This is a genomic window from Candidatus Erwinia haradaeae, from assembly GCF_900698955.1.
Lineage (GTDB): Bacteria > Pseudomonadota > Gammaproteobacteria > Enterobacterales > Enterobacteriaceae > Erwinia_E > Erwinia_E haradaeae_G.
The window spans coordinates 764,257-791,106 of record NZ_LR217720.1 but is presented as its reverse complement, the minus strand read 5'-3'; the positions used below and the strand labels follow the sequence as shown (position 1 = coordinate 791,106).

Below are 26,850 nucleotides of genomic sequence, written 5' to 3'. Positions count from 1 at the left end.
ACTTGAAGAGGGAATGTGTTTATGCAAGTGATTTTATTGGATAAAATAGTAAATTTGGGAAGTTTAGGAGATCAAGTGAGTGTCAAAGCGGGATACGCTCGTAATTGTCTAATTCCTCAAGGGAAAGCTGTAGCGGCTACGAAGAAAAATATTGAATTTTTTAAGGCACAACGTACGGAATTAGAAACAAAAGTAAGTAAAGTTTTAAATGCTGCTTATGAGCGCGCTAAGAAAATGAGTGATTTAAAAAGTATTACGATTGTATCTAAAGCTGGCCATGAAGGTAAATTATTCGGCTCTATTGGTACGCGTGATATTGCGGAGGCTATGATACAATCTGGTGTTGCAGTAGAAAAAAGTGAAGTACGTTTATCCAATGGCTTGCTACGTACAGTTGGTGAGCACGAAGTAGGTTTTCAGATTCACAGTGAAGTATTTGTTAAACTTACACTAAATATTATACCTAAAAATTAATTGTATCACACAATGTGCATAATATTTTTTTTCGAATACCTATAAAGTGCAGTAGAAAGCATTTTTATACAAAAAAGAAGTGATACAGTAAAGTAGCAGTACTACTAAAATAGTATAGATAGTAAAAATTTTTACTTTCCGTAATATTCCTTTATTTAATAAAGGAATAAGAAATTGTCGCGCGACAGATTGGACAAAAATTTTAGAATGTATCATGCCACAACTGCAAGAAATAAGAAAATAACATGATATATCATGTATGTCAGATCAGAGCGTATAAACAAGATGTATAGAAAAATTTCTTGATGTTATTTTTGTATTAGTGATGAATGCACATGACAAAACGGCATAATTTAGATGCGATATGATTGCTGCTATATCATGTCTTTATGTATTTAAGATAACTATACTATATGTATAGTGTATCGTAATAGATCCATCACTTATATTTTGTGATAACTATTCCATGTTGTATAGATAGATATCTACTATGGATTTGTTTGCGACTATTGTAGTCATACAGTCCATATCATTTATATTAATACATCATTTATAATTAATACATGGCGGAACGGACGGGGCTCGAACCCGCGACCCCCTGCGTGACAGGCAGGTATTCTAACCAACTGAACTACCGCTCCTTTCTATCTCATACATCATAGGTTGGATTTAGTGTTGCGTCAATAATTTTTATATCAAATCGTTGATTTTTGCATTATTTATAAATATGATGGCATCTATTCTCGTTATCTATCAGTCTAATGTGAACGCATGCTCCGGTATTATAATTTCTGTGTCACATCTTTACGGTCCCACAGGCATAAACCATGTTGTTTTTGGATTAGATTAAGTCGCGTTCTATGTTCTTGTATTTCTTCCTGAGTGGCACGCAGAACATGTATATTAGAGGATGTACGAGCTGTACGATGCGTAATTTCACCATATAGTGAGTTTTGATTTTCTCCTTGCATGGATAAAGTGAGAGTAGTCTGCCCTCCGGTCATGGCCAAAAAAACTTCAGCTAAAATTTCTGCATCGAGGAGTGCACCATGTAGTGTGCGTTTACTACGGTCTATCTGATAACGTGTACATAGTGCATTGAGATTATTTCTTTTGCCAGGAAAAAGCTTACGTGCAATCGATAAGCTATCTGTTATTTTACAGATTTTTTCAATTTTTTCAATTCCACGGTGTAATCTAGAAAATTCATAGTTAATGAATCCAAGATCAAAAGCAGCATTATGCATAACTAGTTCTGAGTCTTTGATGTAAATAAGCAATTCATCAGCAATACATGAAAAAGTTGGTTTATCTTGAAGGAAATGATTAGAAATTCCGTGTATGCGAAAGGCCTCTGCATCAACTTGGCGATCTGGTTTAATATAGGCATGGAAGGTATTTTTAGTGAGACGTCTGTGAATAATTTCTACAGCTCCAATCTCAATAATACGATGTCCCTCATGGGGCAGGCCAACGACATTCATACCAGTCGTTTCAGTATCAAGGATAATTTGGCGCATAACCTTTTCTCTCTATATAGGACATATTGATATTCGCTTTAGCGTGGTACTTTATGGAGTTTACCAGAAATGTGTAAAAAGGTAGAAGTTTTTACTGATGGTTCATGTTTAGGCAATCCGGGGCAAGGTGGTTATAGTGCGATCATACGATATGGAAGTCATGAAAAAATCTTTAGTGCAGGTTTTTATCTCACTACCAATAATCGTATGGAAATAATGGCAGCGATAGTAGGATTAGAAGCGTTAAAAAAACCTTGTGCAGTAGTGCTGAGCACTGACAGTCAGTATGTTAGACAGGGGATTACGCTTTGGATCTATCATTGGAAAAAAAGGGGATGGAAGACTTGTCACAACAAAGAAGTAAAAAATGTGGATCTTTGGCAGCGTTTAGAGAAAGCATTAATTTCACACAGAATGAATTGGCAATGGGTTAAGGGCCATGCCGGTCATAGAGATAATGAGCGATGTGATGAAATAGCCCGCACTGCAGCTGTTAATCCAACTATGCATGATGTAGGTTATCAACCGATATCTATATACTCCGCATTATAAATAATACATAAACATAACGCATAGGTAACGTTAGATGAAAAATTAATAGTTGTGGAAATATATAGTTTTTCCTGGTCTGTATTTACGGTATGATGGGTGTAGCTATAATCTATATTTTATTTATATATATTGAGGAGAAATCTTGAGATTTGATACTATTTTATAATAGTAAATACATGATGATGGTATTGTTGCGCTTGTTATGAATTTACATTTTTACGTTTAGACACCTCTGTATAAACATGAAAATACAGTACATGTTTTGAGTATTTGAAAGCTAAAGATTATTTTATTTTTTTAGAATACTATATACATATATAGTATGGTACTATAAGGCTTATAAGTAAGTATTTACAATTTGTAAAAGAGTATGACATAAAATGTGATTTTAAAGCATGCTTCACAATTTAGGTGTAATCAATCTCACTCCTTCTGCTTAATATAAGATATCAGAGGATCCTGAATAGTATCAAGAGGATTCTTAACTATACCTTAGTGTTATATTATCACCACTGTTTTTCATAAACATTGCAATGGAATATAGACACGTAGTATAGATAGCATCATGCTATAGAGCATGCATGCTTGAGTATTGCATGGTGAACATATCATGAATTCAATGAATATTATCCTTACTAGCATACCTGCTTTGAAGGACAACTATATTTGGTTTTTAAGCAGGAGTGATGGGCAGTGTGTAGTAGTGGATCCTAGTGATGCTGCTTTAGTTCTACAGTTGATAAGAAAAAATAACTGGACACTGCGGGCAATTTTGTTAACACACCACCACTGGGATCATGTAGCAGGTGTTCCTCTGCTATTACAATACTATCCCAATATTGTGGTTTTTGGACCCAAAGAAACACGCCAGTGCGGGTCTAATACGTTTGTGTACAACGGAGACAATATTAATATTTTAGATCTTACTTTTAACATATTTTCGACACCTGGGCATACTTTAGGGCATGTAGCATATTTTTGTCATCCTTACTTATTTTGCGGAGATACACTATTTTCTGCGGGTTGTGGTAGAATATTTGAAGGGACAGCCCAGCAAATGTTTGAATCCTTAAGAAAACTTAATCAATTACCAGGTGATACATTAGTATGTAGTGCACACGAGTATACCTTATTGAATCTTTCTTTTGCTCATCAAATTTATCCGCATGATACAGAAATTACAAAGTACTATCGCTTAGTACAAGCATTACGTGCACAAAATAAAACCACTTTGCCGACACGGTTATCTCATGAACGTAAAGTTAATGTTTTTCTTAGAACACACGATGTTGAATTACAAAACATCATAAATATAGATAAGACTCCATTAACTGAAGATAAAATATTTGCACTATTGCGTAGAAAAAAAGATGTTTTTAAGTGATTAGCATTAATTTTCTGAGGTATAAGAAAGATCTTATGTTATGAGATGAGTGAATGTAGTAAACGTCGGACACGTAATACACAAAATATATCATGGCGCACAACCATAGGGTGGTTGCTATAAGATTACATGCCATATCTATATTATATGGCATATCATCTCAAGAGTGCGATGTTTTATTCTTGATCCCTATATTTTCGTAACAACACTTTCATTTTCCATAAATATTGTGTTTATCGTGTTTATATGATAGAATATTAGTGTTATGATACACCTTTATTTTCTTTATCGCCTATCTTAAAATAGTCATTTTTTTTAAAATCACCTAGTAAGTTACATTATACTATTATAAGTTTTTACTCTTATGATGCTAGATACAATTATATTAGCATGATCGTGATCTATAAAACTACAAATACAATATATACTAAGGATGGTATTACACTTTTTTAGTGTATTTATATGTGTATAGAATTTGTATTAGCGATAGTATCTCTATACAGACTAACAAAAATTGTATCTAGTTATAAAGAGTCATGCGCTTTAAAGCGATGATCATTAAACGGAGTCTATTTTTACACATTACCTCGGAATAATGATGATGTCGAAATGTGATACTTTATTTTCTGAACTTATTCTAGAACCCAAGGATTGGGTATTTGACAAGCGGGTTGTTGATGTTTTTCCAGACATGATCCAACGCTCTATACCTGGTTACAATAATTTGATCTCCATGATTGGAGTTTTAGCTAAAAAGTGCGTGAAAAGTAATTCGCAGGTTTATGATCTAGGTTGTTCTGTGGGTACAACTACCCTAGAAATTTATAAAAATATTACCGTTAAGGGTTGTAAAATTATTGCTATCGATAATTCTTCAGCTATGGTTGAGTGTTTGCGTCATGGTGTCAAGTCTTGTATTAGTAGTGATATTTTAGTAGAGGTTTTTGAGGAAGATATTCGACGGATTTCCATTAAAAATGCTTCATTAGTAATTTTAAATTTTACATTACAGTTTGTAGATCCAAAAGAACGTCAACAATTGATAAATACTATTTGGCAAGGTCTTAATGCAGAAGGGGTGTTGGTTTTATCGGAGAAATTTCGTTATTTGGATTCAAATATTGAGGCTTTATTGGTCAACATGCATGATAGTTTTAAACGCCAAAATGGTTATAGTGATATAGAAATTGAACAGAAACGTCGTATGTTAGCTAAAGTTATGCTTATTGATACTCCGGAAATGCATATAGAACGGCTACAGACTGCTGGTTTTAAGCATTATACGCTATGGTTTCAGTATTTTAATTTTGGCTCTGTAGTAGCAGTAAAATAAGGGTTACGTTAGTGGATTTTTCTCATTTTTATCGTATTGTGGCTAATAGCCCTCTTCAACATTGGTTGAAAACCTTACCAGCATTAGTCGAATCTTGGAAGAATAAATTGTTATCTATAGATTGTAAACTTTGGGAGTGTGTAGTGCACAAGTTGCCTATTATAACCCCAGAGTTTTTAGATCTATTACATGGTATTGTTGCTGACCATACTCAGATTACAATACGTCAGCGTGAAAGCATGGAACAATTACTCCGTATTTTGATACCATGGCGCAAAGGTCCTTTTGTGCTCTACAATATCACTATTGATAGTGAGTGGAGATCCGATTTGAAGTGGGAGAGAGTCTGGCCTCATATTTCCCCCCTCGCTGGACGTATTGTCTTAGATGTAGGTTGTAATAGTGGTTACTATATGTGGCGTATGCTTGGCCGTGGTGCACGCCTCGTAGTAGGCATAGACCCTATGCCTCTTTTTTTATATCAATTCGAAGCAATCCGTAAACTATTAGGTAACGACCAGCGCGCTCATGTAGTACCTCTAAGTATAGAACAGTTACCCCCTCTGCAAGTTTTTGATACTGTGTTTTCAATGGGCGTTCTATGCCATCGTCGTTCTCCACTCGATCATTTGTGTCAACTGAGATCACAATTAGTCAGAGGGGGAGAGTTGGTCTTAGAGACATTGGTAATCAAAGGAGATGAACAGAGGGTTTTAGTGCCTAGTAAGCGTTACGCAAAGATGCGAAATGTATATTTTCTTCCATCTAGTCAGGCGCTTAAGTCTTGGATGGAAAAATGTGGGTTTCATAATGTACGTATTGTTGATTATCATACTACTACTGTCAATGAACAACGGCGTACAAATTGGATGCCAAGAGAATCATTGTCGCAATTTTTAGATCCAGAAGATGATACAAAAACAATAGAAGGTTATCCTGCCCCACAACGTGCCGTATTAATTGCTACTGCAGTTTCATAAAGATTACTACCGCCCTCATCATGAAGAGATATATCAAAATAGTTTTAGTTAAGAATTGTATTAGAGTGGTAAATCTTTTTCATATTGATCGTTCTTATTTGGATTGCACATCAGTATTTACTTTTGCCACATGAAGAATACATAAGATTTTTATATGCAATAGGGTACATGATTAATGCACGACCGCAAAGAATGTATTTTAAATTTCATGGTAGCAGTGGTGTATGATTGTATTTTTTGACATATGATCTAAGGTTATTTACCGAGAAGGTAAGTATGACGTCTCTAAGATCAAAGAGGCGTGGTGATAATAAATTAATAAATGTTCTATTTTAATATATATCATCTGTTAAAAGAGAGATGAGAAGTCGTTTCAGTATAAGCATATCAAAAAATATCAACAATGTTTATACATATTACTTACTGTGTAAGACCACTGTGTGTTATAGATAATCTATATAGTAGGATATATACGTCTTGAGTGTTTCATATATTATACAAGTGTGTGATATATGTACATGTATCACAAAAGAATAGCAGATATGATCTTTTTTAGATTCTGAAGGTATAGAATTATAGTCTTGAGAAATACAATATACAAGAGATTATTTTTAATGGGGATGTTGATATTTCATAGGAAAGTTATCTTTGATAAGTGAAGAATTTCTCATATGGTGTGCTCTAAGAGGTTTGATTTTTGAGGTTTGCGTTGATCTCATATGAGATTTTCTTCAATCATGCACAATGAAGAATCATGTAGGTGCAGAAAACGCAGCAACTTGTTATTAGACCTTCTATGACCAATGCTATTTTTCATTTGTATGATATGAGAGCGTGATATGTGATATGATAATTAATTAGTATACATTATCTAAGAGTGCAGAATATATGGTAGTTTTTGAATTCTTAATTGACTGGCTTCATCACCATACACACGTAACATATGATTTTTTGTGAGATTTTTATTGAGAATAGCTTGTATCCAGATGCTAGAGTGATCTATTTTACACACGGCAAAAATAGTACCTATTCGCCTCCATTGCTCATTCATGTTGATTTCTAGTGTATCGTTAGGCTTTGGAGTGATTTGAGCTGTCCCAGAAAGAGCATATAATGCGCGCTTATTAGTATTGCGAAATGTAGCACGCGCCACTACTTCTTGTCCTATATAGCATCCCTTTTTAAAGTTAATCGCTCCTAGAGCGTGTAGGTTTGTAGCTTGTGGAATAAAGCGACCACAAGTTTCAATATCGATAATAGGCAAGCCTGCTTCAATATCCAATAGCATCCACTGCGTGCTATCATTAAGTTGTGCATGATTTTTAAAAATTTTAATCATTACAGAAGCATGAGCTGGTGTTACTATGAGTATAAATCGCTCAGTAGGTTTCGAAAACCACAGTAGTGTGTGAGATTCATTCTGAATAACTGGTGATGTAGAATTGGGTAGGAAGTCGAAGCAGTTCGATAATGCGTTTCTAGCGTTAGCACCAGCTACACCTAACAGTATAGATTCATTATCTACAGATAATACAACTTTTGAAAAGATTGCATATTTTTGTAGTTCATGGACTTGCTTATCCAGTAAGCTACGGCGTGTAATATATGTTAACTTGTCACCTCTGTGAAATAGACAGAGATTACTCCACATTTTCCCAGAAGGATTACAGTGCGCGGCAAAACTATATTGCGTTGGTAGTAAATTCGTCACATCTGATGTGACTTGACCTTGTAGATAACGCACACGATCATCACCACTAATATTCACTAAAGCCCACGCATCTAGTGATATTAAAGTTAGCGGTAGCCTGTCCGATTCCATTAATGTTTGAGGAGGAAAAGGAAGAGTTAGCATAATTTAATCCTATATTAATCTATGTAGAGTCATGTTTGAGACTACGCTTTTTATTTGTTTTGAATTACCATGCTACATGAGTAATATAGCCTGGATATGCAAGTCATCAAGATCATAACATTGAATTATGCATGGGTCTATTTCAGAATGAAGATGCCATGGCTCTGATATATGTTCTATATTTGTATTCACGGCATGAATATCGTGTATACGAGACATATTGGGATTATATATGTATTTTACATAAGTGAATATATTTAATCATACCGTGAATCAATAATAAGTGCATCCTGATAATAGGTAGGTTTTTCTGCTGCTTTTTATTGGATGCGCTATGAAAGGAGATGGCGCTATATTCATATAAAGATTGTGATATTACCACATGTAAGCACCATCAAGCATTTTGCGATAACTTTCTTCAACGGATAAAATATCTATTTCTTTTAAGTGAGTATTGTTACCTAAGATATAAGTTGTTATATAAAAATCTTAATATACATGAAAGGTAGTTAGGATATATATGTATCGTCACCAGTCATTTTGTTACTAGTAAATTTTTATAGATATTAATGGGATAGACGACTCGGTGCATTTATATATGGGTTTTTGCCCTCTTTGAATTGTAGGCGAATTGCTGTTCCTACCAGCTTTAATGACCGTCTAAAATAGTTTGTTAAATAGCGTTTGTAGCAATCTGGAACGTTTTTCACTTGATTACCGTGTATTATAATAATCAAAGGATTGTATCCTCCAGAATGAGCATATTTTAATTTTATGCGCCGGGCGCGTATCAATGGTGGTTGATGTTCATTCGTTGCTTGATGTAAGATACGAGTCAACCTAGATGTATGAATACGGTGTGTGGCACAGTTATAAGCTTCAATAATAGATGGAAATAAATTTTTTACACCGTGTCCATGTAAGGCAGAAATAAAATGAATACGTATATAATTAATAAAACCTATACGACCCTCTACTATTTTTTTTATCTCTTTACGACGAGATAAGGTGAGGATATCTGATTTGTTCAGTATGACGATTAATGATCTTCCACTGCTCAGAATAAAGCTAAGCAGTGATAGATCTTGATCGGATATTGTTTGCTGTGCGTCAATAACAAGCATAACTACATGAGAATTTTCGATCGATTGTAGTGTCTTAATAACGGAAAATTTTTCAATAGTGTCTTTTGTTTTTCGGCGTTGACGTACTCCTGCGGTATCAATTAAAATATACCGACGGGTATCGCGCTCCATCGCAATATAAATACTATCACGTGTTGTACCTGGAAGTGCGCACACTACTACGCGATCTTCGCCCAGGAGGCAATTAGTGAGTGTTGATTTACCAACATTCGGTTGACCAACAATAGCTATCTTAATTTCCACATCTATGGCATTTAAATATTCTCTTTTTTCTTTTTTAATTAGCTCAAGGCTACTGTTTTTAGGTGTGTATGTTATAAGATCTTTCGGTGTTTTGGAACATTCTTTTTTAGTGACTTTGTGATTTTGTAAATCATGTTGCCCCTCCTGAATTTTATTCATATAAGGCGATAATATTAACTCCATCAGGTTTGATAGACCGTGTCCATGAGACGCGTCAATAGGATAAGGCTTACCTAAGCCTAATGACCAAAATTCCAGTAATGAAGATTCTACATCTAGGCCTGTAATCTTATTAACTACAAGAAATACTAACTTTGTACTCACACGTAGCTGTTGAGAAATTATTACATCTTCTGGAAGTAGACCAGCACGGGCATCGACGATAAAAAATATTATATTTGCGTCTGCAATAGCCATCTGTGACTGTTTCAACATAGAAATAGAGAGATTGCTGGCGTTATTGTATATACCACTAGTATCAATGCAAATAAACCTGCATCCTGACATATTAGCATGACCATATTGGCGATCTCGAGTCAACCCAGGAAAGTTTGCCACTAACGCATCTTGTGTCCGTGTGAGCCGATTAAAAAGAGTGGACTTTCCTACATTTGGGCGCCCAATTAATGCTATTACAGGTACCATATAAAACCTCTATATTTGGATGAGTCTTTAGTTATGCAGATGTTTACGCTATCTAGAGAACTCGTTTCCATTATTATTAGATAATGGTGAAGCAGGGAATGGTTATTACAATTTTTTATTAAGTGCTTATGAAATATATACAGTTCATGAGGATATATATTATATAAAACTCTCAGAGAATGAGAGAGTTCTGAAACCTACTGAGACAATAGAAGAATTTATATAACATATGATATTAATTAAATATTTCATCTGAACAACACACTAAATACTTATATATCACTCTCTGGAGTGTGTTAGCAGGTTTGATATCAAAGATAATATATTGTTATATTGTATGCGGTGTCTATTTTATTTTTTGATATGCACCTATATTCATCGCGATAGCATTATTCTATATATAGAAAGAAATGCGTTTCCACTTTTTGTAATAAATATATTTATGATAATAAGTTAAGATACAACATCACTCTTAGTGAGATAACATTTACGTGTGTATTGTATAAATATTACAGGTATCGAAGATATTTATGTTTTTAATAATACAATAATTTTCGATTTTTTATAATATCTATATCGTACTATATATCGTATCCTATTTAATAATTGATTAATGGTATTTTACAGTGCTATTTAATGGTGGAGTATAGACAATTAGGTGTCTTTTTATGTAGAAAATATTATATTTTTTGATCCACATCATAGATTTTATATAATGTATTGAGGATAAGGATGATGTCTATGCTATCAATATATTAAGTTCATATGAACTGTGCTCGTAATTATTTTTAATAAAATAAACAAGAGCTATTAGATAGTTTTGCCATGGGATATTATTCACTTCATGTTTAAAAATATTTTTTATAAAAACTTCTATAGAAAACTAGTTTTTGACGCACATAATAATCTTAATAAGGGTTTTATATAAACTATGAATGATTGAACGTAATGCATTCCTTTGATCAATCTCAGCATAGAGTACTAATATGTATTATAGAGTACGAATATGTATTATATATATTTAAAAAACTTTAAGTATAGTATACATGATGTCTAAATAATAGATAATTTACTTATTAATAAAATAATGATACAAACGATAATACTGATTAGATTATTTATTTTTATCATTAAGATTCGGTACTTTTTAAAAAATGATACCTGTGTTAGCGTAGTATAGTGATACATGCACCATGATAAGAGAAGGTTTTGTATAGCATAACATGCTATAACTTAATATAATAACACATTACATAACATGTATATTCTGATTTTCTATTGTAATCACAGGATGTACAATCGGAAGCACTAGATTTAATAAACAGTTTTAAAGGAGTGGCCATGCTAATCACGGCAAGTGCATTATACCGTGACACGGGAAATTTTTTCCGACACCAATTACTCAACATTGCGTTAATAGCGGTGTTTACGTCATGTGTGATGATTATAGTAAGTAAAATTTTAATGCCATCTGTTGATGAGATGCAAGTGTTTGGAGATGATTTGTCCGTAGGTGTGACCAGAAGTCTCCTGGATATAGTGCGTAATATGTCTCCGGAGCAACAAAAGATTCTTTTGCGTATTTCAGCTGCTGGAACTTTGTCTTCTCTGATAGGAAATGCATTATTGTTAGGTGGTATGTTAAGTTTAATTAAATTCGTTTCATCTGGCAAACAGGTCAGTGCATTGCATGCTTTTATCGCATCATTGCCAGATTTGATAAATCTGTTACCCCTGACTTTTTTCATGATGCTTCTTATACAGATTGGTTTCATGATCTTAGTCGTACCAGGGGTGCTGCTATCGGTTACTCTAGCTTTATCGCCCATAATTATTACTACTGAAAAGGTTGGAGTTATTACTGCCATATACACTAGTAGCCAGATTTGCTGGAGTCATGTTAAGCTCATCTTTCCGGTTGTTATGATATGGATTCTAGCCAAAATCTTGATTCTAGCATTAGCCTCAGTACTTGTAAGAGTACCCACTGATCTCGCTATATTATTACTTAATATATTAAGTAATTTTGTTTCTGCTGTATTAATTATTTATTTATCGCGTTTATATATGCTATTGCATTGATGTATTTTTATACGTTTGATAAGAGTGATGTTATTTGTGATAAGTAGTACCACTATATATATGCAGGATTACTGAGTTTACCTATGATTGGATAACTTGCATGAAACAATATCTTGATATTTTACCACTTTTTGTGTTTTTTCTTGCCTACAAGACATATGATGTTTTTATTGCATCTGGCGCCTTAATGCTTACCTCTGCTATGGCCATCTGTCTGAAGTTTTTTGTTTATCGAAAGTTAGATAAGATATCTATAATAACTTTTATGTTAGTTATGGTTTTAGGGACCTTAACCATTATTCTTCATAATCCTGATTTTATAAAGTGGAAGGCTACTATTATTTATGGTTGTTTTTCTATATCGCTATTTTTCAGTCATTTCTTTATGTCGTATTCTCTAATCCAAAAGATTGCGCACACAGACGTTCAATTACCAGAAGTTGTGTGGCGTCGTTTGAATATTGCGTGGGCGACGTTTTTTCTTTTCTGTGGTATTGCTAATGTTTATGCGATATTTTATCTTTCACAAGAAAGATGGATAGATTTTAAATTTTTTGGGTTAGGTGGTCTAACATTTCTTTTTGCTTTTTTGAGTGGCCTGTATGTATTGCATTTTATATCTAAAAAGGATGATTAGCAGCACCATATAATAGAATTTTTATTAGGATCCAAACTAAGATATAGAAGTTATTGACAACCTGATCAGGGTATATCATGAAACAAAACTTAAGACAACCATTGGGTGAAATAGTTTTACGGACTTTGGCCATGCCATCAGATACCAATGCCAATGGCGATATTTTTGGTGGATGGCTGATGTCACAAATGGATATTGGCGGTGCTATTTTAGCAAAAGAGATCTCTATGGGACGTGTAGTGACTGCGAGTATTGAGCGTATGACTTTTTTAAAGCCCGTCAGAGTAGGGGACGTTGTCACTTGTTATGCGCATTGCATACGAACTGGTACTACCTCGATTACTCTTCAAGTTGAACTATGGATCAAGAAAGTATCATCCAAACCGTTTGGTAAACATTATTGTAGCACTGAAGCTCTATTTATTTATGTTGCAGTTGATGGTGATGGCATTCCACGGTCTTGGCTAAAAGATAAAAGTAATTTGATGACTTAATAATGTAAATATTATACATCATTGCAGCTTTTATTATGCAATAGGGCATATAATAAATTGTTATAGAACACATGTGGGGATACATTACACGATCTATTTAGGCGCTAACTGTATGCATGCTATGCTCTTCGAGGGATACTGAGATTACATTATTTGTACTGATATCTATTTAAGTATCTTCTAGAAGGGTGGTTAGGGTTTACTATGATAGTAGTGTGGTGTTATGTACGATTATGCTTGGGTATGGCTGCGTACTTAATGCATACATATTTCAAACTGCGGTTATTCAGTTATCTATATTCTGCCAATATCAGTCTCTCATACTTAGAAGTCTTAACCATACGTTGTGATAAGGGTGTGGTAATTATCGAGGAGCATGGATTTGATCTAGTGCAGTTTAGATAGTATCTACGTTACATATACATGATATTTTAAGCAATTTATTCAATTTGGTGCTTTATATATTATATTTGTCTCTTTTTTAACTTATTTGATGGCGCCATTTCGTATCGAGTTGAATATCATTGAAATATTAAACATTTAATTTGAATCTGTGAATTTCTAGGTATTTTATTTTTTATATGACGCTTAATGTTGGATTACTGATACAGATATTCTTATAATTTTTCTAATGAGTCTTTTCGAATATTATTGTATTGTATAATATATTTTATACCAGATATAATTATTATATCCTTTATATATATGCAGTAAGAGCAACACCTTGTGATTAAGATCGATGACTAAGTCTACTTAGTAGATTACGGGGAATATCATCATAGATCGTCTCAGTGATGATGAGTGGAGATAACTTATATAATTTAGTAATTATAATATATGTAAGAATTTGCAAGGATCATTGTAGTGATGTATATAAGAGATAGTGTTTATAATATCTTAAATGCTGCCACTATTCACACTAGAAAGAGTTCAAAATAGGTTAATAATTATAGATTACCCAATGATATACTCACACCATTGAAGTGAGGTGACTCATCGATTCATCTAATGTTTGCATGTGCACAATGAACTATCGACATAGATTTATTTAATATAGTGAGATTATGTATAAATGTTATAAAAATTTATAAATATTTATAGGGATGTGTAGCCATATACTTCATTACGATCTTCAATAGTCTTCATGTATTTTTATCATACTTTATTAAGAGGTGCGTTTCTCATCCATATATTAATGGTATTTAATAATCAATAGTTCATTATTTATAACATAATATTCTTGATAAGAAGACTAACCACAAATAATATTTTATATGGCAGGATAAATGAAAGAATTATCATATGTTATAGAAAAATGTGATGTGATAGAGCAACGTAAAAGCTTAGATCAGGCAGTTAAGATAGCGCTTGAGTTAGTCGAGCATCACTGTGATGAAGCAGATGTTGTTATTTTACAAACTAGTGGGCTTAGCGTGAAAACTAGTTTTGGTACAATAGAAAATATTGTATTTAATAGAGACGTTCAACTTTGCCTTAGGATTCTTAATAAAAATCATGCAGGTTGCGTGTCATCTACTGATATTAGTGTAGCCGCTATTAAAAATGCCGTGCAAAAAGCGTTAAATATTGTGCGTTATACCTCTATGGACCCATATAGTGGGATAGCAGATCGTGATATATTAGCATGGAAAATTCAAGATCTAGACCTATACCACCCAACAGAAATAGATACTGAGTATGCTGTAAAATTAGCTTCTCAAGCAGAGAAAACAGCATTAAAATTCGATCCACGTATTATTAATACTGAGGGTGGTTTTTTTGATAGTCGAGTTAGTGTTAAAGTAGTTGGTAATAGTTACGGTATGTGCCAGGGTTATTGTGCTACTATGTATTCATTAGCGAGTGGTGTGGTAGCTAAAGATAATAAGAGCATGGAGAGAGGTGCTGCGTATACTTCATCGCGGGCAATAGAAGATCTACAGTTACCCGAGTATATTGGCGAAAAGTGTGCACGTCGTGCTTTATCACGTTTATCACCACGAAAAATACCCACAATGACGGTACCTGTAATGTTTTCAGCAGAAGTGGCCGTAGATCTCTTTCATGCATTAGCTATGGCCATTAACGGAGCTTGTGTTTATCGAAAATATACCTTTTTACTCCATTCGCTGGGAAAACAAATCCTACCTAAATGGCTGAGCATTGAAGAGCACCCACATTTATTAAAAGGGATAGGCTCCGCTCCATTTGACAGTGAAGGTGTGGAAACTCAGCGACGCAAGATTATTAAGGATGGTATTTTACAGAGCTGGCTACTCACTAGTTATTCGGCACGTAGACTGGGCTTACAAAGTACTGGTCATGCAGGTGGTATTTATAACTGGCTTATCGTTAGTCATACACTAGATTTTAATGACATGTTACAGCAAATGGGGCGTGGACTTTTTCTTACTGATCTGATGGGATATAGTGTAAATGAGATGACAGGAGATTACTCACGTGGTGCGTCAGGTTTTTGGGTAGATAATGGTGTAGTTCAATACCCAGTTCATGATATCACTATTGCCGGTAATCTTAAAGACATGTGGCGTAATATAGTATCCATTGGTAACGATCTTGAAAAACACAGCAGGATACAGTGCGGATCTGTTTTATTATCTTCTATGAAGATAGGTGGGGAGTAATAGTGTGTGTCTTGATAGCTTAAAAGAATACATGTATTCATGCTTTACGTACTGCATAGAAAGAGATTATATTAGCCATGAATAGTATTAATATGGCAAGTATCACATGCACTGTATACTTATGTATACTGTATACTTATTTTATTTCTTCAAAGATATATCAAAAATTAAATCAATTTTTATTTTAGCGCACAAGATAGGTTGTATTCTTACAAGGCATGTGAATATGTAGCAGCGTATAACATTTCATATGAAATTATTGATATCTATGGAAAAGTGTTATATCACTCAGTGATATATTTTTAATGATTTATGTCTATATCGAAGATAGGGATTCTATTTGGAAAAGTATAGATTATTCGTAGTACGTCACAAGCGAAAGCCGAAAGGGAACAAGGTTAGCGTTCATATTTAGAGTGGTAGCATAGGTGATTGAGTGATTTGCCATATATTCTAAGACTATGCGATAGTATAGTCTATGTGTAGACGGTGAACCATAATTACAGGGCTATGTATGGTGTGAATTAATAGTGCTAGTATTGTGTTGATGGGAGACAGGTTTTTTGTTATTGCGTGTGTTAAGAGCTACTATATCTTATTCGTATCATCTATCAGTAGAGCTAAACAACATGCTGCGTATTTTATGACATTATTTTCATAGACTATATTATAATATAATAATTATAGATCATATATATAATGTATAGAAATATACATAATATTCCATAAAAGTAATTTTACATTTTTCACAAGAATTCTACATTTTTATTTTTTAAGAACTCTATTTTCTATATATCGTCGTACAGGGAAAAGAAGATTACACATGGCATATGCATTGTCTTGGCAAGATACCTTATCGGGTGAGAAAAAAAAAATTATTTTAAGAAACTTATGAATAAGGTGTATTTAGAAAGGAAAAGCGGTAAAATTATCTACCCGTCTGCTGATGTTATTTTTCATGCTTTTCGTTTAACTGATCTATGGAATGTAAAAGTGGTTATCTTAGGACAGGACCCTTATCATAAGCCTAATCAGGCACATGGATTAGCTTTTTCTGTATTACCTGGTGTAGCTATTCCGCCTTCTTTAAAGAACATCTATAAAGAATTGATCAGCGATATTCCCGATTTTCGTCCACCTCAGCATGGTTTTTTAGAAAATTGGGCTCGACAAGGAGTGTTTTTGCTGAATACCATTCTCACTGTAGAAGCCGGAAAGCCCCGTTCCCATGAAAAATTTGGGTGGGCTATATTTACAAATAAAGTGATTTTTATTGTTAACAAGTATTGTGAAAATGTAGTATTTCTTCTCTGGGGTGTTGAGGCTCAGAAAAGGATTAATTTAATTAATCATAGGAATCACTGTGTATTATCTTCTGCACACCCTTCCCCACTGTCTGCCTATCGCGGATTTTTTGGTTGCTCTCATTTTTCTCAAGCGAATAAATTCTTAATGAGTATAGGCAGAAATCCAATTAATTGGACACCTTAGTTTTTTATGACAGTGTGTGAGATGCATTAATATTGCGCGTATCATAAGCAAACGAGTCTTCATAATGGTATATTTATTGAGCTATCGCAGCTCTGAAAAATATTTTTATGGATCTTAATTCACAAATGCCAAACAGTAGCTAAATGATATAGCTACTGTTTTAATAGGTCGCTTAATCACTAATCTATTTATCTCTTTGTGATCAGGACAAACTATTTCTACCTTTAGAGACAGACACCATTGCAGGACGCAAAAGACGACCATTGAGGGTATAGCCTCGTTGCATAATTTGAATTATACAGTTAGGTTCGACATCCTCTGATTCTAGCATAGCCATAGCTTGATGCACTTCTGGATTAAATGGAACGTGAATTTTACTAATAGCCTCGACGCCAAATTTTTCGACTGTGGTGAGTAATGACTTCATGGTTAGATTGATGCCTTCAATCATCGCTTCTAGTGCAGGATTACGTTTGTCAACTATCTCTATTGCTCTTTCAAGATTATCAATTACAGGCAGTAGTTCGTTGATAAACTTTTCTAGGGCAAATTTATGCGCTTTTTCAATATCTACTTTAGCGCGTCGTCGGATATTTTCCATTTCCGCCTGAGCGCGAAGTTGTGTATCACGCGCGCTATTTTTGCATTGAGCTAGTTGAAATTCTAATGCAGAAAGACGTTTATCATGTTCGCTTTCTACTTGTGATGCTTCTTGAAGCTGCTCATCGATTTGTGTATCTACAGGTTTCTCTGAAACAGATGGGTTTTGTATGGTATGTTCTTGACTACTCATGAATTTCTCCGCGTGTATGCATATTCACTTCGTTAGTTCATTTATTATTGGGGTCATCAGCATAGTTTCAAGAGAGCTATAATTGTTAGAGAAGTTTATCTTACAAGGAAAATAAAGAAAATGAATAAATCTTTTAATTGTATTGGTATTATTGGACACCCACATCATCCCACCATGTGTCATACTTATAAGCTTCTTTATCGTTGGTTAGTAGAGGCTGGATGTCAGGTAATTGTTGAGAACAAAGTTGCAAGTGAGTTATCTATGCTAGATAGCATACGAACTGGGACGTTATCGGAAATTGGTTGTACTGCTAATTTAGCAGTGGTAATAGGTGGTGACGGTAGCATGCTAGGTGCTGCACGTAATTTAGCACGATATGATATTAAGGTAATAGGGATCAATCGCGGAAAGCTTGGATTTTTGACAGATCTAGATCCAGATAATTTAAAAACACAGTTATCAGAAGTGTTAGCTGGTAATTATATTGTGGATAAACGATTTTTATTAGAAGGAAATGTTGTACATCCATTAGGTTCTCCGTGTAACGAAATTGCGATGAATGAAATTGTAGTGCATCCTGGTAAGGTAGCTCATATGATCGAATTTGAAGTGTACATTGATGATAATTTTGCATTTTCAGAGCGTTCAGATGGTCTTATTATCTCGACACCCACTGGCTCTACAGCGTATGCTCTGTCTGCCGGAGGTCCTATTATTACACCGTCTTTAGATGCGATAGCTCTTGTACCAATGTTTCCACATAGATTATCAGCGCGTCCATTAGTGATCAGAAATAGTAGTAGTATTGTTTTACGCTTCTCGGATACGTGCAGCAATCTAAAGGTTAGCTTTGATAGTCAAGTAGTCCTACCTGTGTATAAGAACGATCACATATTGATCCATCGTAGTGATTATTTTTTGAATTTAATTCATCCTAAAAATTATAATTATTTTCATATACTTAGTTCGAAGTTAGGATGGTCAAAAAATTTTTTTTAAGATCTCCTTATGTGACGTTTGATTGAGATGTACCAGAAGGAAGCGGAAGACTGATGGCCATGAGGTCGCAAATCCTCCCTGATCATGTGTGCATATATTTATCACGAGAAATACTTGTATTTAGTGTGTGAAGGATGGGTACATAAATTCTTGAAAAGTCAGAAATTTTTCAGTTAATTTTGCTTGCGCTAATATTGCTTCTATTGCTTGCTCCTCCAGAGCAGTGTTACGTATATTTTGCATGAGGTCAGAATTGTTTTTATAAAACGATATAACCTTTTCTTTATTTTCATAAGCAGAAGCTACTTCTTCGATTAACGCATTGACGTGATCTTCGTTAGTTTTTATTTCATAAGAGTGAATGATTTGACCAAAAAGTAACCCTACTAGCATATACTGTTTTGCTTGTTCTACTAATACCTCATGAGGTATTGTTGAGTCTGTTACCATCGCTGTACTACTATTATTATGTGTTATTTTTTGTTTTAATAGATCTAATTTACTATTTACTATATCTGCGGGAATCTCAATATTATTCGCTTTTACTAACCCATTAATGACTTGTAATTTAATAAAGTGACGCACAGCATTTTTCAATTCACGTTGCATATTTGTGTGTATTTCTGCTCGTAAAGCATCCAAAGACCCTTCTTTTATACCAAATTGTTGTATAAATTCTGCAGTTATTTCTGGTAGATGACATACTTCTACTTTTTTTAGTATAATATTAAATTGCACGTTTTTATCTTGTAATTTTATTATTTTATAGTCTTTTGGAAAGGTAACATCAATCATAAAATTCTCGTCTGCTTTGTGTCCAATTATTCCTTCTTCAAAGGAAGGAAGCATATGACCATTTCCTAGTATTAGGATAACATTTAATGCGTTGTTACCAGTAAAATCTTCATGCTCTATCGATCCGACAAAGTCAAATGTCACACGATTATTAATAGCTGCGGCTTCGTGGGTTTCTGTCCAAATAGCTTTTTGCTGACGCAGCATAGATAACATTGCATCAATATCAGCCTCAGTAATGTTAATAATTGGTTTGTCAATTTCTATGCTTTCTAGTCCCTTTAGTTCAATATGTGGATATACGTCAAATGAAACAGAAAAAATAACATCTTTACCCCAGGTATTTTCTTGGATCTCGTATGTTGGGGCGCTAGATGGATGCCACTTCTCTTGTGTTATTGCATCAATAAAGTAGCGTGGCATAAGATCATTAAGGACATCTTGGCGAACAGAAGTGCTATAACGTTGTCGAATAATGTGTATCGGAGCTTTACCTAGACGAAACCCGTCTATGCGTATTTTTTTAGCTATCTTCAGTAGTTCATTTTTTACTGTGTTATCAATTATGTCATGATCAATTTTCAGTATTATATTTTTTTTTAAATTTTGTGTTTTTTCAATTAAAACTTTCATCTGATTACCTCACAAGTAACATGATGTTTTTACTGTAGATACATTTCCCAAATGTAATAGAAGTGACTATACAATAAGAATATTTGTACTATATTCTCTACTAATAACGTACTTTAAATAAGTTAAATATTCTACAATATTTGCATATGATAGATATCAATCTTATATTGGTCAGGCCTTAATGCCTAGCACTAATATAATATTATATATAATACTTTTTTGATATTTAAATACAATTATGATCACATCATGCAAAAAAAACGCTAGGAGACTATCTCATGTAATTAAAGTGATTTTGATATTGAAAATCAATTGATATTATCGTGTTTTGACACAAATATCATATAAATAGGGTATCCATTAATATACATGTATTCTCAATATAATTGCATTTATATAAAGTGTATAAAACTATATGGCGTTTTCTTTTTAATGATATAGCGGATATCAGTAGTTATTTGTATAGAGTGGTTGATGATTTATATGCATGAGATATATAGACTTATCAATATTACAGAGATGTAATTTACACTGTCCAACAGTGTATGAAATGATTTAATCCTCTATGCTAGAGCTAGAGCTACAGTTAGTATTATTGCATGGGTGTCTATCTAATAAGTATTTTGTTGTTGCGATCGATGAGACAGTAGATATTCATTCTATATCTAGGTAATTAGATATTCTAAAATACTTAGAAAGATCTCTTATATTGAACCGCATGGTAAAATGTGTTGTGATGGTGTGTCGGTAAAAATCAATACCCCCTCATGGGGGTATTGATGCAGATATAACTTAATTTGATGATGGAATTCCAACATCTTGTATGTCTTTTACTTCAATTTCTACACGTCTATCTGGTGCTAAACAGACAATTAATGCCTGGCGATCATTCACAGACTCACAAGTATGTGCCGATACAGGGTTAGACTGACCCTCACCGCGTGCAGTAATTTGGTCAGAAGGAATACCTTTTTCAATTAAGTAGTCTACGACTGACTGACTACGTTTTTCAGAAAGTTTTTGATTGTATAAATTAGAGCCAATACGATCACTATAACCAACTACTACTATAGATGCATCTTTAGTATCTAAATTACTCAGCTGATTATATAACTGATCTAAAATCTTTTGACCATCCGCAGTAAGAGTAGTTTGATTAAAGGTAAATAATACATCAGATTTTAAAGTAAAATGATTATTCTCTGAAATGGAAGGTGATCCAGCAGAGACTACTGTGTCTGCTTCATCCTGACCAAAATGATAGGTAATCCCAACGTTCAATAAGCTGTTATCAGGGCGTGCACCCACAGTATTGGCATCTCCAATATTATTAATCCATTGATAATCTAAGTGAGTAGTCCAGTTTTTATTGATCGTGTATTGAATGCCACAACCGACGAGAGGTGAGATCCCAGTGGTCTTCGAATGCATGTGTGGATTGGTTATATTAGTCTGCTTAGATTCTGCATGCCATGCCATGCTACCTAGACGAGTATATACGTCTATGTTGTTAGCCAATTGGTAATTAAACTTAGTTGCTAGTTGAACGCCTTGAGCCTGAAAAGAACCGTGAGTAACAGTACCTTTATTAGGCATACGACCTAACCAATTATATCCAAAATCAAAACTTAGACATGGAGTGGCTTGATAACCAAAAAATACACCAGAGCCGAATTGGCTTTGATGAGTTTTGCCATCATTATTTTGGTAATTATTGCCATAATACTTTGTGTCATCGTAATGAGACAAGCCCATCTGAGCGCCAGTATACCAGGTATTTTCTTTAGGAGTAGCTTGCGCTACTGTAGCGAAACTAGCTAGTGCTACTGCAATTGCGATAGCTGTTTTTTTCATGTTTACGCCTCGTTATTATTAAAAATAGACTATATTCTATTTGTGATCTTTTGCGGTTGAATCTTTTACCGGGTTATTCAGGTTGATGACTAACTTTCCATGGAATGGAAGAAGTTGAGACCCTCACCTACTAAAGTCTACAACGTACTCAAAAACTTACAAGCATGTTATTACATCGCTTGATAAATTAACAGACAAGATACATACGATGGTAACCCCTTAGTTTCATGACCTTGAATAAGTGTACAATGATATTCATGGAATTATTAGCTTATGATGTTAATTATTTTTCTTTTAGTTGAGAGAGTTGTTAGGCGACTTTGTTGTTGAGTAATAATATGTATATTTTTGAGGATATTATAGATGCATATTCTCCTTACGGTAATGCTGGATAGTATATGCACATGATACATTATTTGAGTGGCATACATGCTGTTTTTTATAATATCTCAAGAATGGTGATATACCAGAGAGTAGAAGTATAAATACTCTACGTAATATAATTAGAATATTGAGATTCAACTCATAAAAAATTTTAAAGAGTATATCAGATAAGTGTTTCTAGATCTGTACAGATAGTCATAAAATCATCAGAATATTGATGTTATCATCTATGGTCTTGAGAGGTATTGCTGCTAATATGAGTATCTGATGAAGTTCGAACGGGGTCTAGAACAATCCTCTGTATGACGAGAATAATCATTCTAAGGTAACGTCGATCTTTTCTAGGCAAACCGCAGTCTATAAATGATCATAGTACTGTAGAAGCATGTAACGTAGATTTGATATCCACTACATCACAATTAGATGACAAAAGGCGTGATGGAGATTTTGTATTTTAATAAGGATATAATATTAGTGTAGTATCTAAATAGTGTGTTTTAGGGGCGTGTATAGCAATGTAAGTGTATTTTGTGTTGTATTTTGAGCGCTATGCTTTTTTATAGAGCGTTGACTAGAAACTACATAGTATAATTCGAACAGAGATATATCTCTGTCTGATATATTGTATTGATAAGAGTATATAAAAGAAGGCATTAGACAGAGAGCTGTTTCGTGCTTCCATGATTATGGGTACAATAGTATGTAATCTACGTATCTTCAATCATCACCATGTACTATATGTAAATTTTAAATCAATGAGTGTTATAAATAATCGTAAGATACCTGATGAATGTTTTAATATAGGTAATATAGTATATAAAAATAAAGAGCAGTCAGAATATTGAGTATTCAATGAATAGAATTTTCTCTGAAATATTATTGCGGTTTATTTATATATCATAGTATTTTTATAGCGATATTTTATACAGTTTCTAAGGTATTATACGATATTAGTTATTTGTAACCGCGTAGCTTGTAAAAATCTTGAACTGTAATCACCCTAGAGCATTAGATATATCGTTTTTATAATATATGGGTATATGATCAGCAGATAAATTAAGAGAAACACCCATGCATTCTGCATGATATGGATTGCATTAAGATATCTTTCCACGCTGTTTCTGACTTTACCCTTTTAACTTGAGAATACAGTTATGCTGACTGCATTTAAACTAGATAACAGTCGTCTGTGTCGACTAGTATTGGAGGATCCTCATACCAGAGATAACCTCAATGATTCCATTTGGGTAGACCTCATTGAACCAGAAGAAATTCAACGTGCGCGAGTGCAAAACGTATTAGGTCAGGTTTTAGCTACTAGTCCGGAGTTAGAAGACATAGAAGCTTCAGCGCGTTTTTTTGAAGATGAGGATGGTCTACATATCCATTCTTTTTTCTTGTATGAAGATTTTGATGATCACGCAGGTAATTCTACAGTTGCATTTACTATTCGTGATGGACGTCTCTATACATTGCGTGAACGTGAGCTTCCAGCATTCCGGCTTTACCGTATGCGAGCACGTAATCAAACTTTAACTGATGGTAACGCCTATGAGATCTTGCTAGATTTATTTGAAACTAAAATTGAACAATTAGCCGATGAAATTGAAAATATTTCCAGTCATTTAGAAAAATTCAGTAGAGTGATAATGGAGGGTAAGCAGGGTGATGAATTTGACAATGCACTTTCAGCTTTAGCAGGGCAGGAGGATGTGGGTTGGAAGGTGCGTCTCTGTCTGATGGATACACAACGTGCATTAAATTTTTTAGTACGTAAAACACGCCTTCCGGATCATCAGCTAGAACAGGCGCGTGAAATTTTACGAGATATAGAATCTTTATTGCCACACACTGAGTCATTATTTCAAAAGGTCAATTTTTTAATGCAGGCAGCTATGGGTTTTATTAACATTGAACAAAGTCGTATTATAAAAATTTTCTCAGTAGTATCAGTAGTTTTTTTACCACCAACATTAGTAGCCTCTAGCTATGGGATGAATTTTACGTTTATGCCGGAGCTTCAGTGGAGTTTCGGGTATCCATCTGCCATACTTTTGATGATTCTTGCTGGGTTGGCACCGTATGCATATTTTAAACGTAAAAACTGGTTATAAGATGAAAACGATCTCTTTTTTTTCTTGATATCAGTATGAGATGATGTATAGCTCTTGTGAAGAAAAGTGCTCATTGAACCTCTATCTGTATCCTATGTGGAGGGGGTCTTATTATGCGTTATATTTTTAATGTATTTTCTTCATGGATATAGCTAGATCCTAATGCGTGCAAGAATATTCAAGAAGAACATTTAGTCATCAAGGATAACAGTGATTGCAATTGTTATTATATCGATATGAGAAAAGTATAAAATGTTCACGCGTGTTCGAGAGGGGTAGGTAACAATAATTATGTTAGGTAGCGCAGATTTCAGTGGATACACGTAATTCTTTTGGTATATCAAATATTATATTTTCTTTATGTCCAATAAGCTCAGTGGTACATATACCACCGAGCTGAAGTAGTCTCTGTGTCACGCGCTGTACCAGAATATCGGGTGCGGATGCGCCGGCAGTAACACCAACACAGCTAATATTTCTGAGCCATTCTTCTTGAATATCCTCCGCAGTATTAATTAAATATGCTGTTCTTCCTTGTCGTTGAGCTAGCTCTGCGAGTCGATTAGAATTAGAAGAGTTTTTTGAACCAACTACAAGTATTAAATCCGCATGTTTTGTTAGGTCATTGACCGCTTGTTGACGATTTGTTGTAGCATAACAAATGTCACTTTTACGCGATCCAATAATGTGAGGGAAGCGAGCATTTAAAGCACGAATCATATGGATGCTATCGAAAACTGATAGTGTTGTTTGTGTCATAAAGCGTAAATTATTTTCATTTTTAACACGGAGAGAAGATATATCATCTTTTGTTCCAACTAAATACATTCCACCATGTGGATTGTCATATTGCCCCATGGTACCTTCTACTTCTGGGTGACCAGCGTGTCCAATTAAGATAGCTTCTGCGCCTTCTCGGCTGGCACGAGCAACTTCCGCGTGTACTTTTGTCACTAGTGGGCAAGTAGCATCAAAGATCATTAATAAATTGCGTTGCGTTGCTTGCTTACGGACAGTCTGAGAGACACCGTGTGCCGAAAAAACGAGAATTGACCCTTCTGGAACTTGATCTATCTCTTCAATAAAAATCACTCCTCGTTCTTGTAATTTTTTAACAACGTAAAGGTTATGCACTACTTCATGGCGCACAAAGATGGGTGCACCGTAAAGCTTCAAAATTCGTTCAACAATATTAATAGCGCGATGCACGCCTGCACAAAACCCGCGTGGGTTAGCCAATAAAATTTTCATCGTTTCTCCTTGGTAACGATGATAGGATAGTCCTGAGATATCTTAACATATTCACAACATTAACCTACCTGGTATGGATGAAATTGACGACAGATTATGTGCAATAAGAGATCATCTATTAATGTTTTATTGCATTGTCTCCCGTTAGTTCTACAAATAACTACTTATTCTTCATGCATATCTGTAGATAGTGAACAATGCGGTAATGTAATTTAGTTTCTGGCATATTTCAGAGGGACAGCAAAAATTCTAGTATCTTTTCTTTATTGAGTATACTCTTTTTGAGTATGATTTGGATACTTCAGTAGATTAAGTTAGAGCTTATTCGCCATTTTGTATGTAAGATCTTTTTTATATGAGATATTAGCATATATAGATAGTATTATGTGATCGCATGGGAACATATAGCGCATATTTCTTATACACTTTTTCACAATACTTCATTATTAAAATTACAGTTTGTTGGAGTTGTTATTATGAAATATTTGTACGTTTTATTGCAGAATAAAAGTTGTCATTATCGTTTATTGTAGTGTTATTAGCG

Annotated in this window: 18 protein-coding genes, 1 tRNA gene and 1 pseudogene; 12 read left to right on the top strand and 8 right to left on the bottom strand. The window is 34.1% G+C overall.

Annotated features, from left to right (window positions below; all coding sequences use genetic code 11):
• The first annotated feature begins 21 nt into the window (after positions 1–21).
• A complete protein-coding gene (gene rplI, locus ERCILAFE3058_RS02510; RefSeq protein ID WP_157989875.1) occupies positions 22–474 on the top strand; it encodes a 50S ribosomal protein L9 in 453 nt (150 codons plus the stop codon).
• A 564-nt stretch (positions 475–1,038) separates the two neighbouring features.
• Here the strand turns inward: rplI and ERCILAFE3058_RS02505 are convergent.
• Together ERCILAFE3058_RS02505 and dnaQ are read right to left on the bottom strand one after the other, a co-directional pair.
• Positions 1,039–1,115, bottom strand: a tRNA-Asp gene (locus ERCILAFE3058_RS02505).
• 141 nt (positions 1,116–1,256) lie between these two features.
• Positions 1,257–1,994 carry a DNA polymerase III subunit epsilon gene (dnaQ, locus tag ERCILAFE3058_RS02500; RefSeq protein WP_157989874.1) on the bottom strand — a complete coding sequence of 246 codons (738 nt, stop codon included), beginning with the start codon at positions 1,992–1,994 and terminating at the stop codon, positions 1,257–1,259.
• A 69-nt stretch (positions 1,995–2,063) separates the two neighbouring features.
• Between dnaQ and rnhA the strand changes: the two genes are divergently transcribed.
• The 4 genes from rnhA to cmoB all read left to right on the top strand — a co-directional run bounded on the left by rnhA (position 2,064) and on the right by cmoB (position 6,243).
• Complete coding sequence (gene rnhA / locus ERCILAFE3058_RS02495; RefSeq protein ID WP_157989873.1) at positions 2,064–2,546, top strand: ribonuclease HI; 483 nt, start codon at positions 2,064–2,066, stop codon at positions 2,544–2,546.
• Between the two features lie 625 nt (positions 2,547–3,171).
• Positions 3,172–3,930 (top strand): hydroxyacylglutathione hydrolase, encoded by a 759-nt coding sequence (gene gloB, locus ERCILAFE3058_RS02490; protein WP_414973856.1) that lies wholly within the window; start codon positions 3,172–3,174, stop codon positions 3,928–3,930.
• Positions 3,931–4,531: 601 nt separating this feature from the next.
• A complete protein-coding gene (gene cmoA / locus ERCILAFE3058_RS02485; protein WP_157989872.1) occupies positions 4,532–5,263 on the top strand; it encodes a carboxy-S-adenosyl-L-methionine synthase CmoA in 732 nt (243 codons plus the stop codon).
• 11 nt (positions 5,264–5,274) lie between these two features.
• Entirely contained in the window at positions 5,275–6,243 is a 969-nt protein-coding gene (gene cmoB / locus ERCILAFE3058_RS02480; protein ID WP_157989871.1) for a tRNA 5-methoxyuridine(34)/uridine 5-oxyacetic acid(34) synthase CmoB, read from the top strand.
• Between the two features lie 871 nt (positions 6,244–7,114).
• On the opposite strand, the gene ygfZ is transcribed toward cmoB, so the two are convergent.
• Both ygfZ and der read right to left on the bottom strand, forming a co-directional pair.
• Positions 7,115–8,098 carry a tRNA-modifying protein YgfZ gene (gene ygfZ, locus ERCILAFE3058_RS02475; protein WP_157989870.1) on the bottom strand — a complete coding sequence of 328 codons (984 nt, stop codon included), beginning with the start codon at positions 8,096–8,098 and terminating at the stop codon, positions 7,115–7,117.
• 566 nt (positions 8,099–8,664) lie between these two features.
• Positions 8,665–10,131, bottom strand: a complete 1,467-nt coding sequence (der, locus tag ERCILAFE3058_RS02470; protein ID WP_157989869.1) for a ribosome biogenesis GTPase Der — start codon at positions 10,129–10,131, stop codon at positions 8,665–8,667.
• A 1,341-nt stretch (positions 10,132–11,472) separates the two neighbouring features.
• Here der and ERCILAFE3058_RS02465 point away from each other — a divergent pair.
• From ERCILAFE3058_RS02465 to ung, 5 genes and pseudogenes are all read left to right on the top strand, one after another.
• Positions 11,473–12,213, top strand: a complete 741-nt coding sequence (locus ERCILAFE3058_RS02465; RefSeq protein WP_157989868.1) for a YciC family protein — start codon at positions 11,473–11,475, stop codon at positions 12,211–12,213.
• 100 nt (positions 12,214–12,313) lie between these two features.
• Positions 12,314–12,850 (top strand): septation protein A, encoded by a 537-nt coding sequence (locus tag ERCILAFE3058_RS02460; protein WP_157989867.1) that lies wholly within the window; start codon positions 12,314–12,316, stop codon positions 12,848–12,850.
• A gap of 77 nt (positions 12,851–12,927) precedes the next feature.
• The gene (gene yciA, locus ERCILAFE3058_RS02455; RefSeq protein ID WP_157989866.1) at positions 12,928–13,344 is read left to right on the top strand and encodes an acyl-CoA thioester hydrolase YciA; all 417 of its coding nucleotides are present in this window, start codon (positions 12,928–12,930) and stop codon (positions 13,342–13,344) included.
• Between the two features lie 1,286 nt (positions 13,345–14,630).
• Positions 14,631–15,989 (top strand): metalloprotease PmbA, encoded by a 1,359-nt coding sequence (pmbA, locus tag ERCILAFE3058_RS02450; RefSeq protein ID WP_157989865.1) that lies wholly within the window; start codon positions 14,631–14,633, stop codon positions 15,987–15,989.
• A gap of 823 nt (positions 15,990–16,812) precedes the next feature.
• A pseudogene (ung, locus tag ERCILAFE3058_RS02445) lies at positions 16,813–17,480 on the top strand (uracil-DNA glycosylase).
• Between the two features lie 202 nt (positions 17,481–17,682).
• Here ung and grpE read toward each other — a convergent pair.
• Entirely contained in the window at positions 17,683–18,273 is a 591-nt protein-coding gene (gene grpE, locus ERCILAFE3058_RS02440; RefSeq protein WP_157989864.1) for a nucleotide exchange factor GrpE, read from the bottom strand.
• A 120-nt stretch (positions 18,274–18,393) separates the two neighbouring features.
• On the opposite strand from grpE, the gene nadK reads away from it, so the two are divergent.
• Positions 18,394–19,275: an NAD(+) kinase gene (gene nadK / locus ERCILAFE3058_RS02435; protein WP_157989863.1), complete on the top strand. Its 882-nt coding sequence runs from the start codon at positions 18,394–18,396 to the stop codon at positions 19,273–19,275.
• Positions 19,276–19,395: 120 nt separating this feature from the next.
• Here nadK and tig read toward each other — a convergent pair whose 3' ends face one another.
• Both tig and ompA read right to left on the bottom strand, forming a co-directional pair.
• On the bottom strand, positions 19,396–20,703 hold the full coding sequence (tig, locus tag ERCILAFE3058_RS02430) for a trigger factor (protein WP_157989862.1): 1,308 nt from the start codon (positions 20,701–20,703) through the stop codon (positions 19,396–19,398).
• A 792-nt stretch (positions 20,704–21,495) separates the two neighbouring features.
• Positions 21,496–22,557, bottom strand: a complete 1,062-nt coding sequence (gene ompA, locus ERCILAFE3058_RS02425; RefSeq protein ID WP_157989861.1) for a porin OmpA — start codon at positions 22,555–22,557, stop codon at positions 21,496–21,498.
• Between the two features lie 1,538 nt (positions 22,558–24,095).
• Here ompA and corA point away from each other — a divergent pair.
• Complete coding sequence (gene corA, locus ERCILAFE3058_RS02420; protein ID WP_157989860.1) at positions 24,096–25,055, top strand: magnesium/cobalt transporter CorA; 960 nt, start codon at positions 24,096–24,098, stop codon at positions 25,053–25,055.
• 294 nt (positions 25,056–25,349) lie between these two features.
• Here corA and ispH read toward each other — a convergent pair whose 3' ends face one another.
• Positions 25,350–26,306: a 4-hydroxy-3-methylbut-2-enyl diphosphate reductase gene (gene ispH, locus ERCILAFE3058_RS02415; RefSeq protein ID WP_157989859.1), complete on the bottom strand. Its 957-nt coding sequence runs from the start codon at positions 26,304–26,306 to the stop codon at positions 25,350–25,352.
• Between the last annotated feature and the right edge of the window lie 544 nt (positions 26,307–26,850).

Bases quoted from the DNA above. Each gene is read 5' to 3' on its own strand.
- rplI (WP_157989875.1), top strand. From the start codon at position 22: ATGCAAGTGATTTTATTGGATAAAATAGTAAATTTGGGAAGTTTAGGA.
- dnaQ (WP_157989874.1), bottom strand. From the start codon at position 1,994: ATGCGCCAAATTATCCTTGATACTGAAACGACTGGTATGAATGTCGTT.
- rnhA (WP_157989873.1), top strand. From the start codon at position 2,064: ATGTGTAAAAAGGTAGAAGTTTTTACTGATGGTTCATGTTTAGGCAAT.
- cmoA (WP_157989872.1), top strand. From the start codon at position 4,532: ATGTCGAAATGTGATACTTTATTTTCTGAACTTATTCTAGAACCCAAG.
- ygfZ (WP_157989870.1), bottom strand. From the start codon at position 8,098: ATGCTAACTCTTCCTTTTCCTCCTCAAACATTAATGGAATCGGACAGG.
- der (WP_157989869.1), bottom strand. From the start codon at position 10,131: ATGGTACCTGTAATAGCATTAATTGGGCGCCCAAATGTAGGAAAGTCC.
- ERCILAFE3058_RS02465 (WP_157989868.1), top strand. From the start codon at position 11,473: ATGCTAATCACGGCAAGTGCATTATACCGTGACACGGGAAATTTTTTC.
- ERCILAFE3058_RS02460 (WP_157989867.1), top strand. From the start codon at position 12,314: ATGAAACAATATCTTGATATTTTACCACTTTTTGTGTTTTTTCTTGCC.
- yciA (WP_157989866.1), top strand. From the start codon at position 12,928: ATGAAACAAAACTTAAGACAACCATTGGGTGAAATAGTTTTACGGACT.
- pmbA (WP_157989865.1), top strand. From the start codon at position 14,631: ATGAAAGAATTATCATATGTTATAGAAAAATGTGATGTGATAGAGCAA.
- grpE (WP_157989864.1), bottom strand. From the start codon at position 18,273: ATGAGTAGTCAAGAACATACCATACAAAACCCATCTGTTTCAGAGAAA.
- nadK (WP_157989863.1), top strand. From the start codon at position 18,394: ATGAATAAATCTTTTAATTGTATTGGTATTATTGGACACCCACATCAT.
- tig (WP_157989862.1), bottom strand. From the start codon at position 20,703: ATGAAAGTTTTAATTGAAAAAACACAAAATTTAAAAAAAAATATAATA.
- ompA (WP_157989861.1), bottom strand. From the start codon at position 22,557: ATGAAAAAAACAGCTATCGCAATTGCAGTAGCACTAGCTAGTTTCGCT.
- corA (WP_157989860.1), top strand. From the start codon at position 24,096: ATGCTGACTGCATTTAAACTAGATAACAGTCGTCTGTGTCGACTAGTA.
- ispH (WP_157989859.1), bottom strand. From the start codon at position 26,306: ATGAAAATTTTATTGGCTAACCCACGCGGGTTTTGTGCAGGCGTGCAT.